The organism is Paenibacillus sp. GCM10023250, from assembly GCF_042653205.1.
Taxonomy (GTDB): domain Bacteria; phylum Bacillota; class Bacilli; order Paenibacillales; family Paenibacillaceae; genus Paenibacillus_Z.
Genome location: NZ_JBHSHY010000042.1, coordinates 1 through 14,747, shown reverse-complemented (window position 1 = coordinate 14,747; position 14,747 = coordinate 1). Strand labels below are relative to the sequence as shown.

The 14,747-nt window shown below is 60.7% G+C and carries 16 protein-coding genes; 14 read left to right on the top strand and 2 right to left on the bottom strand.

Annotation, left to right across the window (positions count from 1 at the left end):
• Positions 1-8 precede the first annotated feature (8 nt).
• The 7 genes from ACFPB1_RS22780 to ACFPB1_RS22750 all read left to right on the top strand — a co-directional run bounded on the left by ACFPB1_RS22780 (position 9) and on the right by ACFPB1_RS22750 (position 3,825).
• Positions 9-947 (top strand): AraC family transcriptional regulator, encoded by a 939-nt coding sequence (locus ACFPB1_RS22780; protein ID WP_379228433.1) that lies wholly within the window; start codon positions 9-11, stop codon positions 945-947.
• A gap of 31 nt (positions 948-978) precedes the next feature.
• Entirely contained in the window at positions 979-1,761 is a 783-nt protein-coding gene (locus tag ACFPB1_RS22775) for an SDR family oxidoreductase (protein WP_379228431.1), read from the top strand.
• A gap of 176 nt (positions 1,762-1,937) precedes the next feature.
• Positions 1,938-2,489 carry an RNA polymerase sigma factor SigY gene (sigY, locus tag ACFPB1_RS22770; RefSeq protein ID WP_379228430.1) on the top strand — a complete coding sequence of 184 codons (552 nt, stop codon included), beginning with the start codon at positions 1,938-1,940 and terminating at the stop codon, positions 2,487-2,489.
• Positions 2,476-2,814, top strand: a complete 339-nt coding sequence (locus ACFPB1_RS22765; protein ID WP_379228429.1) for a DUF5345 family protein — start codon at positions 2,476-2,478, stop codon at positions 2,812-2,814. The genes sigY and ACFPB1_RS22765 overlap by 14 nt, the downstream gene beginning before the upstream one ends.
• Complete coding sequence (locus ACFPB1_RS22760; protein WP_379228428.1) at positions 2,811-3,068, top strand: hypothetical protein; 258 nt, start codon at positions 2,811-2,813, stop codon at positions 3,066-3,068. Before ACFPB1_RS22765 ends, ACFPB1_RS22760 begins: the two co-directional genes overlap by 4 nt.
• Before the next feature lie 35 nt (positions 3,069-3,103).
• Positions 3,104-3,235 (top strand): hypothetical protein, encoded by a 132-nt coding sequence (locus tag ACFPB1_RS22755; RefSeq protein WP_379228426.1) that lies wholly within the window; start codon positions 3,104-3,106, stop codon positions 3,233-3,235.
• A 212-nt stretch (positions 3,236-3,447) separates the two neighbouring features.
• On the top strand, positions 3,448-3,825 hold the full coding sequence (locus ACFPB1_RS22750; RefSeq protein WP_379228424.1) for an ATPase: 378 nt from the start codon (positions 3,448-3,450) through the stop codon (positions 3,823-3,825).
• A 217-nt stretch (positions 3,826-4,042) separates the two neighbouring features.
• On the opposite strand, the gene ACFPB1_RS22745 is transcribed toward ACFPB1_RS22750, so the two are convergent.
• Positions 4,043-4,861, bottom strand: a complete 819-nt coding sequence (locus ACFPB1_RS22745; RefSeq protein WP_379228422.1) for a hypothetical protein — start codon at positions 4,859-4,861, stop codon at positions 4,043-4,045.
• Positions 4,862-5,224: 363 nt separating this feature from the next.
• On the opposite strand from ACFPB1_RS22745, the gene gatC reads away from it, so the two are divergent.
• From gatC to ACFPB1_RS22715, 6 genes are all read left to right on the top strand, one after another.
• Positions 5,225-5,512: an Asp-tRNA(Asn)/Glu-tRNA(Gln) amidotransferase subunit GatC gene (gatC, locus tag ACFPB1_RS22740; protein WP_090644365.1), complete on the top strand. Its 288-nt coding sequence runs from the start codon at positions 5,225-5,227 to the stop codon at positions 5,510-5,512.
• Positions 5,513-5,549: 37 nt separating this feature from the next.
• Positions 5,550-7,013, top strand: a complete 1,464-nt coding sequence (gene gatA / locus ACFPB1_RS22735) for an Asp-tRNA(Asn)/Glu-tRNA(Gln) amidotransferase subunit GatA (RefSeq protein ID WP_379228420.1) — start codon at positions 5,550-5,552, stop codon at positions 7,011-7,013.
• A gap of 30 nt (positions 7,014-7,043) precedes the next feature.
• Positions 7,044-8,486 carry an Asp-tRNA(Asn)/Glu-tRNA(Gln) amidotransferase subunit GatB gene (gene gatB / locus ACFPB1_RS22730; RefSeq protein ID WP_379228419.1) on the top strand — a complete coding sequence of 481 codons (1,443 nt, stop codon included), beginning with the start codon at positions 7,044-7,046 and terminating at the stop codon, positions 8,484-8,486.
• 131 nt (positions 8,487-8,617) lie between these two features.
• On the top strand, positions 8,618-10,555 hold the full coding sequence (locus ACFPB1_RS22725) for a DUF4097 family beta strand repeat-containing protein (protein ID WP_379228417.1): 1,938 nt from the start codon (positions 8,618-8,620) through the stop codon (positions 10,553-10,555).
• An 80-nt stretch (positions 10,556-10,635) separates the two neighbouring features.
• A complete protein-coding gene (gene perR, locus ACFPB1_RS22720) occupies positions 10,636-11,073 on the top strand; it encodes a peroxide-responsive transcriptional repressor PerR (protein ID WP_379228416.1) in 438 nt (145 codons plus the stop codon).
• 144 nt (positions 11,074-11,217) lie between these two features.
• Positions 11,218-12,954 carry a glycosyl hydrolase family 18 protein gene (locus ACFPB1_RS22715; protein ID WP_379228415.1) on the top strand — a complete coding sequence of 579 codons (1,737 nt, stop codon included), beginning with the start codon at positions 11,218-11,220 and terminating at the stop codon, positions 12,952-12,954.
• Positions 12,955-13,015: 61 nt separating this feature from the next.
• Here ACFPB1_RS22715 and ACFPB1_RS22710 read toward each other — a convergent pair whose 3' ends face one another.
• On the bottom strand, positions 13,016-13,393 hold the full coding sequence (locus tag ACFPB1_RS22710) for a YgzB family protein (RefSeq protein ID WP_379228414.1): 378 nt from the start codon (positions 13,391-13,393) through the stop codon (positions 13,016-13,018).
• A gap of 144 nt (positions 13,394-13,537) precedes the next feature.
• Between ACFPB1_RS22710 and ACFPB1_RS22705 the strand changes: the two genes are divergently transcribed.
• The gene (locus ACFPB1_RS22705; protein WP_379228413.1) at positions 13,538-14,404 is read left to right on the top strand and encodes a nucleotidyltransferase-like protein; all 867 of its coding nucleotides are present in this window, start codon (positions 13,538-13,540) and stop codon (positions 14,402-14,404) included.
• Positions 14,405-14,747: the final 343 nt, after the last annotated feature.

Sequence of the window (14,747 nt, the reverse complement as noted above, 5' to 3'; positions counted from 1 at the left end):
ATGGTACAATGGGCGAAACAGCTCACCCGGAAGGTACGGGGATCCATATGGAGGGGTCGGACATGCCGCTCACGCTGCAATGGCAGCAGCCCATCGAACTGATGTACCGCAACGACGCGCCGATGAACGGCGCGCAGTTCCATTCGCACGCCTTCTATGAGATGTATTATTTTCAGGAGGGCGAGTGCAATTACCTCATCGGCGACAAGCTGCTGACGCTGCAGCCCGGGGATCTGATCCTCATGCACGGCATGACGCTGCACTGTCCGAACCCGTCGCCGGAGAAGCCGTACGTCCGGACGATCATCCATATGGACCCGGCATACGTGCACAAAATTTTGCAGCCCGACGCGGCGGCGATGCTGCTCAAGCCGTTCGAGAACCTGCGCAACATCCGCATCTCGCTGAACGAAGCGGATCAGGCGGAGCTGGAGGCGCTGCTCGCGGAGATGAACCGGCTGTACACGCGGACGAATGAAGCGGGTGTGCGCACCGCGTACGAACGGTTCGTCATCCGCGTCATCGAGCTGCTGCATCTTATCCGGGACTGGTGCGTCGCGCCCGTATACGAGCGGGAGCACCGGTCGTTGAAGGAACAGCACGTGCAGAGCGTCATTACGTACCTGGAAGACCACTACGTCGAGGAGATCACGCTGGACGACATCGCCGGCGCGCTCCATTTGACGAAGCCGTACTTGTCCAACCTGTTCAAAGACGTAACCGGCACGACCGTGTTCAAATATTTATACAACCGGCGAATTAATCAGGCGAAAATGATGTTTCGGCTGGAGCCCCGCCAAACCGTGTCCGAGGTGTGCCGCGCCGTCGGCTTTCACCAGCTGCCGCATTTCAGCCGGCTGTTCAAGACGACCGTCGGCGAAAGCCCGGAAGCGTACCGGAAACGCATGCTTCGGCAGTCGGCCGCGGAGGGCGGCGGCTCCGTCTGATGCGCCGCCAAGCGAAGGAGACATTCCGACCATGGGCATTACGACCGAGTTATTCGATTTGACCGGCCGCACGGCGGTCGTCATCGGCGCGGGCAGCACGCTCGGCAGCGTCATGGCGGACGCGCTGATCGGCCACGGCGCCCACGCGGCGCTCGTCGTCCGCGACCCGGAGAAGGCCGAGGAGAAGCTCGCGCCGCTGCTGGCCACGGGCCGCGCCGCGGTCTTCCGCGCAGACGCCGTAGCCAAGGCGGACCTGCAGCGGGTAGCGGACGAGATCAAGGCGTGGTCGCCGAGCGGCCGCGGCGACATCCTGCTCCATACGGCGGGCACGAACAGCGCGACGCCGTTCTTCGACATCGCGGAGGACGAGTTCGACCGGATCATGGACGTCAACGCGAAGAGCGTCATGCTCGCCTGCCAGGTGTTCGGCCAAGCGATGATCGAGGACGGTCGCGGCGGCAGCATCATCACGGTCAGCTCCGTCTCGTCCGGACCGCCGCTGTCGCGCGTCTTCACCTATTCGGCCTCGAAGCATGCCGTCAACGGCATGACGCAGTACTTGGCCAGGGAGTTCGCGCCTCATGGCATCCGCGTGAACGCCATCGTGCCGGGCTTCTTCCCGGCCGTGCAAAACCGCGCGATCTTGTCGCCGGAGCGGATCGACAGCATCATGGGCCATACGCCGATGAAGCGCTTCGGCGACCCGAAGGAACTCCAAGGCGCGGTTGTCTGGCTCGCGTCGGAGGCGGCGTCCGGCTTCGTGACCGGCGCCCTCGTCCGCGTGGACGGCGGCTTCGGCGCCATGACCATTTAGCTTGCGTATAGCAGGCCGTAATCGCGATCGTTAGGAGCCATGCGGCTCGTTTCCCGTATCCCGGGGAGCGGGCCGCGATTTTTTTTGCGCCGGAATGAACAAACGCGCATACTCGGGCGTCCTATAGCCGATACCGAACAACAACACCGCTTCGCGGGAAGCAGAAGGAGCCGCAGATGTCGAGCGCAGAATCGCAGCCGGAAGAAGAACAATGGATCGCCCGTGCCGTACGCGGCGACGACGCAGCGCTCGCGAGCCTGCTTCGCGCCCATTACGGCATGCTCTACAAATATATGCTCAAGGTCACGATGAACAAGGCGATGGCCGAAGACCTCGTGCAGGACACGATGCTGCGGGCGATCGAGCGGATCGGGACGTTCCAGCGCCGGAGCAAATTTTCCACCTGGCTCGTGTCCATCGCGACCCGCCGGTATCTCGACGAGATGCGCAAAGAGAAGCGGTCGCAGAAATGGCAGTCGGAGGAGCAGGCGCTGCAGGGCCTTCGGTTCCAGGCCTCCGCGCGGCAGCAGGAATGGCCGCAGGCGCTCGACGCCCTCGGCGGGTTGTCGTACGAGATGCGCGTGCCCATATTGCTGAAATACGTGTACGGCTATGCGTACGAAGAAATCGCCGCCTGGATGGACATTCCCGTCGGCACGGTCAAGTCCCGCCTGCACAACGGGCTGGGACGATTGCGAAAGGAGCTGAAGGACGATGAAGAAGCGTGACGGGGAAGCGGAAATGGAGCTGGCGTTCAAAGAACTGCTCGGCGAGCAGATGGAGCAATGGGATTCGGGCATCGAACCGCCGACTCCCGGCGAAGACGCGTTCGAGCGGCTCGTGCAGGACCATAAGGAAGCGGTGCGCGGCCGCAGACGGACGGAGCGCTGGGTATTCCTCGGCACCAGCGTTCTGGTGCTCGGGATGCTGACGCTGCTGTGGCAGCGCAGTCCCGCCGCGTTCGCCGCGCTGCAGGGCATCGCGCTACTGGTCGGCATCGGCGTGCTCGCCCGCGTCTTCCGGCGGGGCAGAGAGGAGCGTGGGCGCATATGAACGGATGGGAAATCGCGCTGCTCGCCGCCGCCGCGATCGTGCTGCTCGGCCAGTCCAATTGGCTGTTCGCGGACGCCAGGGAGCACAGCCGCATTCCTTGGTTTTGGGGACTATGGGGACTGATCAGCTTCCCGCTGCCGCTGATTCTGTATTGGTTCATCGTCCGCCGGGCTTGGCCGTTCGGGCGGGCCGGCGGCCAAGGAGGGGAGCGCGGCGGCGGGTCCGGCGGCCCCAATGGTTCGGGCGCCGACTGAGGAGGCCGCGGTACATGTTATAAGGGGCATTCGTCATGAATCCATTTTTGCACGCGCAGCTGGTGTACATCTTGCTTCAACTCGCCGTCGTCGAGCTCACGCTCAAAACGATCAGCCATCGTCGCCTGCGTCCGCTCGGAACGCACGCGGACCCGAGTAGGCTGTAGCCGCCGAACATCGCCCGGTCCAGCCTGCGCCTGGGCCGCGGTTGCAGCCGCACTGCCGTCATCGCGGCCGCTTTCAAGCGGCGGCGTTCGTGCTCCGCAGGCACCCCGCGCCCGATGCGGCGTAAGCCGTTTTCTCTATTGGACTTCCTTTCTTTTTTTTAGTAGGATAGAGGGATAGAGAATCGGCAAATGGTATCGGGGAGTTGATAGAGTTGTATAAACTGGGACAACGCATTGTCGTGCTGTCGGATGCATTCGAACAAGGTCTCCCGATCGGGGAGTATGGCTATATTATCGCGTACGACCGGAACGCGGACAACGCATTCGACTACGTGATCCGCATGCCGAAGGCGAACCGGAACTTCTACGTGCCGGCCGCGGACATCGAGCTCGAGGAAGTGTTGATCAGGCAGGAAGTCGACAAGCTGGAGCGCGAGGCGCTGATTGATTTCGCGCTGGCGACGCATAATGCCGAACTGTTCCACCGGATCATGAACGGAGAGCAGGAAGAGACCGAAAATGAGGGCGGCGGCGAGTCGCAATCCCGCGAGGATTTCTTGCGGCAGGTTCGGTTGAAGGCGTGGATTTGATGCTTGCAAGCTGGTTGCCGCTGCGAGATTGATAGAAGAAGAGCCTCGCGCCCGTAATGGGTGCGAGGCTCTTTGTTACGTTCGTGAAGCCGGTTCTTGCCGGCCGCAAGAGAGACCGGCCGCATTCCGCGCGGGCCATGCCAAGCACAGGCCACGCGAAGCATCGGCCTTGCGAGGCACTGGCCATGCCAAGCGCCGGCCACGCGAAGCGCGCGGGTTACGCGCTTTCGGCCGCCGAATCCGCACCGGCGCCCGCCGCGCTGCCGTTTTCGGCGCGCTTCTTAAGCGGCGTGCTCCAGCCTTCGCGTTTGACCCGCGGCATCGTGCCGTTCACGATTTTCTCCGCGATATCGCCGGCTTGCGCGCTGATTTTATCCGCCTGCTCCTGCGTCAGCCTGCCCGCCTTCACGGCGGCGTTCAGCCCGTCGGCGATCGATTGTTTCTGCGCGTCGATCAGCTTTTGAACGTCCGCGCCCTTCTCCTTCGCCACGTCCGCGAGCGATTTGCCGTCCGCCAGCTCCTGCTGGAGCGCATCCGCCGTCACGCCGAGCAGCTTGGCCGACGCTTCGAGGTCGAGCTTGCCGAAGCGGCCTTTGAACCCGCCTTTGCCGCCGGCGCCGCCGAGCGGAAGCTGACCGTCGAGCGTCTTGTCGAGATTGTCGTTGAACGCCTGCTTCTTTTCCGCTTGGCGCTTCTCGAACGCCGCCGTCATCGCTTGCTTCAGCGCGTCCCGGGACACGCCCTGCTCCTCGGCGATTTGCGCGAGCGTATTGCCCGCGGCCAGTTTCTCATTCAGCGTCTTGGCGTCCAGCTTCAGCAGATCGAGTACCTCTTGGTTGAAGAAGCCACGGAAGCCGGTCTGTTCGTCCTTCGGCGCGAGCGCTTTGCCTTCATGAATGGTGACCGTGCTGCCGGAAGACGCGGAGTTCGCCGCCGCCGTCGGGGAGCTGTTCGTCGCCGCATAGGCGCTGAGCGGAATCATGATCGCGAGCGCGCCTGCGAGGGTCAGAGCCCTCATCGTTTTGTTCATTTTCATGGTTCGTTACCTCCATTGCTTTGGTGAAATCTGACTTGCATGGCCCAGTATGGGCAGCCAACCTTAATAAGAGCTTAATTTCGCGTGAGCCCTCCCTTAGCCCGGCGTGAAATTTTTCTTCATATTGGAAAAAACGCCAGACATCCCGGGTCTTCGCTTTCGCCTTATGCCCGGCGCGGTCCCGCCGCAGGTCCCCGGCAAGTTCCTCCCGGAGCGCCGCGGCACGCCCGCATCTCCGGGGAGCTTCCAATCGCGGCGCGAACGATGCCCGGCCTTGCGCAAATGCGTTGAGTTTGTTTCCGGCCATGCGGTATAATAGGTAAAATGTGTGCATTTTGGATGGAAGGGACGGGACGAGAGACAATGAGCATCACGATCAAAGATGTCGAGCACGTGGCCAATTTGGCCCGGCTGGAGCTGTCCGAGCAGGAGAAAGAGCAGTTCGCGGGCCAGCTGAACGCGATCTTGAAATACGCGGAGAAGCTGAACGAGCTGCAAACCGACGACGTGGAACCGACAACCCATGTGCTGCCGGTACGCAACGTCATGCGCGAGGACGAGGTCCGGGCATCCGTGACCAACGAGACCGCGCTGCGCAATGCGCCGGATGACGAAGACGGCCAGTTCAAAGTGCCGGCCGTGCTGGAATAAATTTTCGTTTGCATAGATCCGAAGGGAGGAACGGCTGTTGGCACTTTTCGATTTACGCCTGCAGGAAGTACATAACCGATTGAGAAACAAGGAGCTGTCCGTCTCCGAGCTGGTAAGCGCGTCCTACGCGCGCATCGCCGAAACGGACGGATCCATCCAGGCGTTCTTGACTTTGAACGAGGAAGGCGCGCGGGCCGCGGCGGCGGAGCTCGACCGTGCCTTGGCGGACGGTAGCGGCGGCGAACAAGGCCTCCTGTTCGGCCTGCCCGCCGGGATCAAGGACAATATCGTCACCGAAGGACTGCGGACGACGTGCGCGAGCCAGTTTCTGCGCAACTACGATCCGATCTACGACGCGACGGTCACGAAGAAGCTGAAGTCCGCGCAAGCCGTGACGATCGGCAAACTTAACATGGACGAGTTCGCGATGGGCGGTTCCAACGAGAATTCCGGCTTCCATCCAACCCGCAACCCGTGGAACACGGACTACGTACCCGGCGGCTCGAGCGGCGGCTCCGCGGCTTCGGTCGCGGCGGGACAAGTCTACTTCTCGCTCGGCTCCGACACCGGCGGTTCCATTCGCCAGCCTGCCGCCTACTGCGGCATCGTCGGCCTGAAGCCGACGTACGGGCTCGTGTCGCGCTTCGGCCTCGTGGCGTTCGCGTCCTCGCTCGACCAGATCGGGCCGCTGACCAAGAACGTCGAGGATTCGGCCTACGTGCTGCAGGCGATCGCGGGCTACGACCCGAACGATTCCACGTCGGCGAACGTAGACATCCCCGACTACGTCAGCGCGCTGAGCGGCGACGTGAAAGGGCTGCGTATCGGCGTGCCGAAGGAATATTTGGGCCAAGGCATCGACCCGAAAGTGAAGGAAGCGGTGCTCGAAGCGCTCAAGCAGTTCGAACGCCTCGGCGCGACGTGGGAAGAAGTGTCCCTGCCGCATACGGAATACGCGGTCGCGACGTACTACCTGCTCGCGTCCTCCGAAGCGTCCTCCAACCTGGCCCGTTTTGACGGCGTCCGCTACGGCGTGCGCGCGGACAACCCGGACAACCTGCTCGACCTGTACCGCAAGTCGCGCAGCCAAGGGTTCGGCCAGGAAGTCAAGCGCCGCATCATGCTCGGCACGTACGCGCTCAGCTCCGGCTACTACGACGCGTACTACTTGAAGGCACAGAAGGTGCGCACGCTGATCAAGCGGGATTTCGACAACGTGTTCGAGAAGTTCGACCTGATCGTCGGGCCGACCGCGCCGACGACGGCGTTCCCGATCGGCGAGCAGATCGGCGATCCGCTGACGATGTATTTGAACGATATTTGCACGATCCCGGTCAGCCTGGCGGGCGTGCCGGCCATCAGCGTGCCGTGCGGCTTCGCGGACGGTCTGCCGGTCGGCCTGCAAATCATCGGCAAGGCGTTCGACGAGCGCACGGTGCTGCGCGCCGCGCATGCGTACGAGCAGCACACGGAGCACCACAACCAGCGTCCGCGGCTGTAGCGGACGGTCAGGAAGCAGGAGGGCGAAACCATGTTTGAACCGAATAAATACGAAACGGTAATCGGCCTGGAGGTACACGTCGAGCTGCACACGAAGAGCAAAATCTTCTGCGGCTGCTCGACTTCCTTCGGCGCGCCGCCGAATTCCCATACCTGTCCGGTCTGCCTCGGACACCCCGGCGTGCTGCCGGTCTTGAACCGCCAGGCCCTGGAGTTCGCCATGAAAGCGGCGATGGCGCTCAACTGCCGGATCGCGGACGTCAGCAAGTTCGACCGCAAGAACTACTTCTACCCCGATTCGCCGAAAGCGTACCAGATTTCCCAGTACGACAAACCGGTCGGCGAGCACGGCTGGATCGATATCGAAGTGAACGGCCAGACGAAGCGCATCGGAATTACGCGCCTTCACCTGGAGGAAGACGCGGGCAAGCTGACGCACATCGACGGCGGCTTCGGGTCGCTCGTCGATTTCAACCGCGTCGGGACGCCGCTCGTGGAGATCGTATCCGAGCCGGATCTCCGCTCGCCGGAAGAGGCGAAGGCCTACCTCGAGAAGCTCAAGGCGATCATGCAGTACTGCGAAGTGTCGGACGTGAAGATGGAAGAAGGCTCGCTCCGCTGCGACGCCAACATCAGCATCCGGCCGTTCGGGCAGCAGGAATTCGGCACCCGCGCGGAGCTGAAGAACATGAACTCCTTCCGCGGCGTGCAGCGCGGCCTCGAGTACGAAGAGATGCGCCAGGCGGACGTGCTCGACAGCGGCGGCAAAGTCGTGCAGGAGACGCGCCGCTGGGACGAGACCCAGGGAAAGACGTTCACGATGCGCAGCAAGGAAGAAGCGCACGACTACCGGTATTTCCCGGATCCGGACCTCGTTCAGACCCACATCGACGACGAGTGGAAGGCGCGCGTCCGTGCGTCCATTCCGGAGCTGCCGGACGCCCGCAAGGCGCGGTATACGTCCGAGTACGGCCTGCCGTCCTACGATGCGGACGTCATCACGTCGACCAAGAAGCTCGCGGATTTCTTCGAGGAGAGCCTGAAGTACACGCAGGATGCCAAAGCGGTGTCCAACTGGATCATGGGCGACCTGCTCGGCTACCTGAACGCGGGCGGCCTGGAGCTTGACGATATCAAGCTGACCGGCCAAGGCCTCGGCGAGATGATCGGCTTGATGGAGAAAGGCACCATTAGCAGCAAGATCGCGAAGACCGTGTTCAAGTCGATGCTCGAGACGGGCAAGCTTCCGCAGCAGATCGTCGAGGAGCAGGGACTCGTCCAGATCAGCGACGAAGGCGCGATCGCTGAAGTCGTCGACCGGATCGTCGGCGCGAACCCGCAGTCCGTCGAAGATTTCAAGGCGGGCAAGGAGAAGGCGATCGGCTTCCTCGTCGGCCAAGTCATGAAAGAAACGAAGGGCAAAGCGAACCCGGCGCTGGTCAACAAGCTGCTGCTCGCGCGTCTTAACCAATAAGCGCTAGGCGATGGTTCACCTTGCCGCTTTCCATAAGAGGCCTGCTTGCCGTCACCGGCGGGCAGGCCTCTTTGTCGTATCCGGAATATGTTACAATATGGTATCGACTCATTTTCGGCAGGAGGGTGCCTATGCGCGAGCCATCGAGATTCAAGACATCTGTCGCGCCCTTGATCGCGTTTCTCGTTCCCGGCGGCGGGCACCTGGTGCTCGGCAAGCCGGGACCGGGGCTGCTGCTGCTGCTCGGGACGTTGACGGACATCGCGGCGATGATCCGGCTGGCGGACGAAAGCGGCGGCAAGTTTGCGCTATTCATTTTGCTGCTCGGCCTAGGGCTGCCGGCGTTTTGGTTTTACAGCGTGTTCGGGTCGCTGCAGCTGGCCGCGCGTATTCGCAGAGAAGGCTTGCCGGCGGAGAGCGAGCGGCCGGGAGGGCTGGCGGCGGCCGCGCAGGGCTTGGCCGCGATCGCGCTGGCCTGCGTGCTGTGGGTGCTCGTGCAGACGTCCGTGGACTTCTCCGCGTTCATCGAATCATTCGGAACGTACGCGCCGGGACCGCTGCTGATGGCACTTGCGCTCGCGATCGCGTTAAGAAGGAAGAAGGCGATGTTCAAGATCGGCCGGTTTACGGCGGCAGCGGTACTTGTCGGGGTCGGCGGCTTGCTGCTATGGGACCAGCTGAAAGGCCGCAACGACATCGGACTGCTGGGGCAATGGTGGCCTGCGGCCTTCGTCCTGCTGGGCATCGAGGTCGTCGTTTCCAGCCTTGCGTACCGCCGGGCCGCCCGGCGCCCGTCCTTCGACGTGGGCGGCGTGTTCATCGCGGCCGTTGTTGCGGTGACGGCGTTCGCCGTGACGCAGTACGCTGCCATGCCGTTCAAGTGGCTGGACGAATTCAAGGTCAATCTGACCGGGACGAACGACCTCGGCGAGGAGAAAGGGTTCCATTACGCCAAAGACGCGATTCATCTGCCGCTGCTGCCGGAGACGACGAGCATCGCGATCGATAACCTGAACGGCAACGTGACGGTCAAGAAGGGCAGCGTGAACGAGATCATCATTGAGACGGTGGTCTGGGTAGATTCGGCGGACAAGGCGGAGGCGGACAAGACGGCCGAGAAGTCGACCGTCGACGTGAACGGCGGCCAGAAAGCGGAAATCAAAGCGCAGGGCCAGCCTTACGGTGCTAACGGGGAACGCAAGCCGCGTATGAATATGATAGTTACGATTCCGGAGAGTTCCGCGTTCGGCACGGCTGCGCAGCCGCCGGGCTCGGGCATGCAGCCGGGAGCGGACGGGACAGCAGGCGACGAGACCGCGGGGAACGCCGTTTCCACTACCGGCGCGGCGGGGAATGCCGGCGCGGGAAATGCCGCATCCGGGGACGAAGCGGCAGGCAATGCGAACGGATCCGCAACTTCGGCGGGCAACGATTCGTCTATTAATACGGATCCGGCAACAACCGCGCTTTCCATCAGCACCGTGAACGGCTCCGTTGATGCGGCGGACCTCGTTTTGACCGGCGGGCTGACCGTCAAGGTGACGACGGGCGAGATCAGCGTCCTCCGGATTCGCGGTCCGGTCGACGCCGAGACGAAGAACGGCAGCATCACCGCGCGGACGATGGAGGGCGACGTGAAGCTGAGCACGTACAACGGCGATATCGAAGCTTCCGACATCGGCGGCGGATTCGACGGTTCGACGCTGAGCGGCAGCATCGATTTGAAGCGCGTTTCGGGCGATGCGGACACGGATACAAAGAACGGGCAGATCGGCATTCAGGAGGCGTTCGGGGCCGTCCGGGCCGACACGCTGAACGGGGATATCCGCGTCGCGAGCAGCACCGTCGGCGGCGACTGGGACATCGACAGCTCTATCGGCGAGATTGAAGTCATGGTTCCGATGGCGGGCAATTATTCAGTGAACGGTTCCGTCACGTTCGGCGAGATCAGCAGCGACTTGCCGCTGACGATCAACAAAAAAACGATCCGGGGCAGCATCGGCGACGGCGCGTACCGCATCAACATCGACGCCAACAGCAGCATCGCGGTAAATCGTTACATGCCATAGAATGATTGCCTCTTTCATTGACAAATTGAAAACGATCCACGTACAATGGTTCTAAACTACGCGGAAAGGACGTGTTGGGCATGGGAACGTCCGTGGAACAGGCCTTGGAACAACTGAAAAGCACCGGCGTCCGTATGACCCCGCAGCGTCACGCTATCCTAAGTTTTCTCATGCGCTCCATGACTCATCCGACGGCGGACGAAATTTACAAATCGCTTTCGCCATCGTTCCCGAGCATGAGCGTGGCGACCATATACAACAACCTTCGGCTGTTCGTCGAAGCGGGATTGATCAAGGAACTGACCTACGGCGACGATTCCAGCCGGTTCGATGCCGACATGTCCGAGCATTACCATGCGATCTGCCGCACGTGCGGGACAATCGTCGACTTCGACTACCCGCCGCTGACGGAAGTGGAAGATGCGGCCTCCAAGGAGACGGGGTTCAAGGTGGAAGGCCACCGCATGGAAATTTACGGGCAGTGCGCGAGCTGCGCCGCCAGGCATAGAACCAATTGACCGAGACCGGGCCGGATGACCGATTCCAGGACCGATACGAACGCGCAAGGGTGGAGGTAAGCTCACCGGCTGCGCGTTTTTTAGTTTGAATGTTTGTTTGTCCGTGCGCATAGCTTGTCTTAGAGAGAGGAGTCGTTTTACATCGTGAACGTGGAAACGGTACGCTATCGGCCGAGACGCCGCGGCGGCGGGGGAGGCATGAAATGGCTCGTCGTCGCCAGCGGATTGGCCGCGATGATCATCGTTATTTGGGTCGGGTGGCAGCGGCTCGCGCCGAACGATACGGTCGTCAAGCCGGACTACGGGGCGGAGCATCCGCTGCTGTACGACGGCAAGCCCGTGCAGAACGGCGCCCTTATCGACGGGGACCGGATCCGTATTCCGATCGCGTTCGTGCAGAACCAGCTCGGATTGAAGGAAGAGGTCTACTACGAAAGCAAAACGGGTTCCATCGTGCTTACGACGGCGAACAAGGTGCTGCGTATGCAGACGAATACGCTGACGGCCAAGCTGAACAAGCAGCCGTATCAGCTCCGCGTCGCCGCCCAGGTCGTGGACAAGGTTGCCTATATCCCGGTCGAGCCGCTCCAAGAGCTGTTCGGCCTTCAGATCGAGCATGACGCGGCGCAAAACCTCGTGACCGTGCTGACCGCGGGCGATACGATTCAGCTCGGCGCGAAGCCGAAGGGAGAACTGACGATTCGCCGCGGACCGTCGATCAAGGAACCGATTTACGAGCGCGTCGCTGCCGGGGCCGAAGTCCGGATTTGGGGCGAGGAGAAGCACTGGTACCTCGTGCAGAGCCGGGACGGCACCGTCGGGTACGCGGACAAATCCGCGATCGCGCTGACCAAGCGGGAGCAGCTCAAGCCATTGAAGGACGAGCCTGTCTTTCCGGCCTGGAAGGCGGTCGGCTCCAAAATCAATCTGACGTGGGAAGCCGTCTACGCCAAGGCGCCGGATCCGGCGGTGATGAATACGTTAGACGGCGTCAATGTCGTGGCGCCGACCTGGTTCGAGCTCTTGGACGGCAGCGGCAGCATCAAGGGCAAGGCCGACATGGCTTATGTCAGCCGGGCGCATCAGCAGAACATGCAGGTATGGGCCGTATTCAGCAACGGCTTCGAGCCGGACCGCACGACCAAGGCGCTCGCGAGCGCGGCGACCCGCTTGAAAATGATCCAGCAGCTAGCGGCATTCGCGCAGATGTACAAGCTTCAGGGCATCAACCTTGATTTCGAAAACATCTATACGGCTGACAAAGCTAATCTCGTGCAATTTGTGCGCGAGCTGACGCCATATATGCACGAGATGGGTGTCGTGGTATCGATCGACGTGACGCCGAAGTCGAATAGCGAGATGTGGTCCTTGTATTTCGACCGCGAGGCGCTCGGCAAAGTCGTCGATTACATGATGATCATGGCTTACGACGAACACTGGGCTTCGAGCCCGGTAGCGGGCTCGGTGGCTTCGCTACCGTGGACGGAGCAGGCGGTGAAGAAGATTTTGACCGAGGACCAAGTACCGCCCGGCAAAGTCGTGCTCGGGATGCCGCTCTACACGAGACAATGGACGGAGAAGAAGGATCAGAGCGGCAAGACCGTCGTCACTTCCAAGACGCTCGGCATGGAAGCTGTGCAGAATATCATCAAGCAGCGCGGCTTGAAGCCGACGTTCGACGAACAAGCCGGGCAGCGATACGTGGAGTTCGAACAGGACGGCGCGAAGCAGCGCATCTGGATCGAGGATGGTTTATCGATGAAAGCGAGAATCGCGTTAGTGAAGAAGTACAAGCTGGCCGGAGCCGCCACCTGGCAGCGGCAGTTCCAATCCGACGATATTTGGGGCGTCATCCATCAATCCTTAACGACTCTTCCATAAGCGAACGAAGCAAAAAGCCAGTCCGAACGGCATCCGTCGGACTGGCTTTTTCGTCTTACGATTACGTTTGCGGCTGCCCGACTTCTTCCGCCGCGGATTCGTCGTCCTCGAGGTCCGTAGCCTGTTTGGGGTCCAGCGTCAGTTTCGTTTTGCAGTACATGCAGCGGTCGGTCTTCCCGAGCATCTTCGTATGCCGGTTGCACTCGGGGCAGATCAGGATCGTGGCGCTGGTAGAGAGCATGCCCGCCCAGAAATACACGGCGACGCTGACCAGCATGGCGATCATGCCGATGACCATGAAGACGGCGGCGAATACTTTGCCGGCTTGTCCCCAGAAGACGATCCCGGCCGTGCCCAATATCATTAGACCCATTCCGAACAGGGTGAAGAGTAGTCCCCAAAGCCGAAATTCATTGATTTTACTGGATTTCCCGAACATGGCGATTCAGTCCTTTCTGAAGCTTCCCAGTTGTTTCTAAGACCTTAGGCAGGAAAATGCACGGACATTGTCGAACAAATAAAATAAACAACTGCCAAATTATTATAGCTTAAACGAATGCTTGAAGCTATACGGGGGATCGACGTGGAGCATATTAAATCGCATTTCAAAGCCGTGTATGAGCGCGAAGAGGGCTTGATCAGCCTCGCGGCCATCGAAAATCCGTTTCCGTACAATCCGCTGATCGACGGTTTGGACCTGCTTATGCTCGTCGTGACGAAGCGTTTGGATCCGGATAAGGGGACCGAACATATCCAAGCCGGCGAGGAACGGGTACAGATCAGAACGGTCACACCGGAGCTGTTGGAGCAATGGACGGCCGGCGGCGAGAACCGCAGCATCATACAATGGCTTGCTCGGGGGGAAATCCTGTTGGACCGGGACGATTATTTGGCGCAGCTGCGCGACAAACTGCTTGCGTTTCCGACCGTGCTCCGCGAACAGAAGGAGCTGGTGGAGTTCTCCGGGTTTATCCGGACGTACCTGCAAGCCAAGCAGGATTTGCAGGACAACAATCTTCTCGATGCATACAGCAACGTGCTGGCCGCGCTTCACCACTGGGCGCATATCGCCTTCATCGAGGAAGGCGTTCATCCCGAGCTGGCGGTTTGGCGCCAAATGCGGCGGTTCAATCCCGGTATTTACAAGCTGTACGAAGAACTCACCGTATCGCCGGAGTCGCTGGAGAAGAGGGTTCAGCTGGTATTGCTGGCGTGCGAGTTTTCCGTCATGAGTAAAATGAAGTCTTCGTGCGGGCTGTTGCTTTCGATTCTGAAAAGCCGCGAAGAACCGTGGAGCGTCATGGAGCTCCGGCGACATCCGGTGCTTGCGGACCTTCATATGGATTTGTCGCTGCTGCTGCAAAAGCTGGTCATGCGCGGTTACATTAAAGAAGTGGCCTATATGCCTACGGTGGGGGACATGGAGCTCTTAGAGCTTCGTTACCATTAATGATGAAGCGCATGCGATATGCATGCGTTCTTTTGTTCGCAAGAAAGGTCTTGACGCTTTGGTGGACCCTATGCTAAATTCTTTATTATCGCCTCCGGGATACGGTAAACCAGCATAAAGCTGCCAAGCGGGCTTAAAAAAAGATTCAAAAAAAAGCTTGCATCGAAGTCGCCAGATGTGATATATTAATCAAGTCGCCGCTGAGACATGGGCGAACGAGCAAGAACCATTTGTTCCTTGAAAACTGAACAATGAGCGACCTGTCAAAAGGTTTTAACAAGCTAGTATTTGAATGAGCTAACAAGCGAATTCATGCCAGCGGAATGCTCCATTCGAAGCTTCG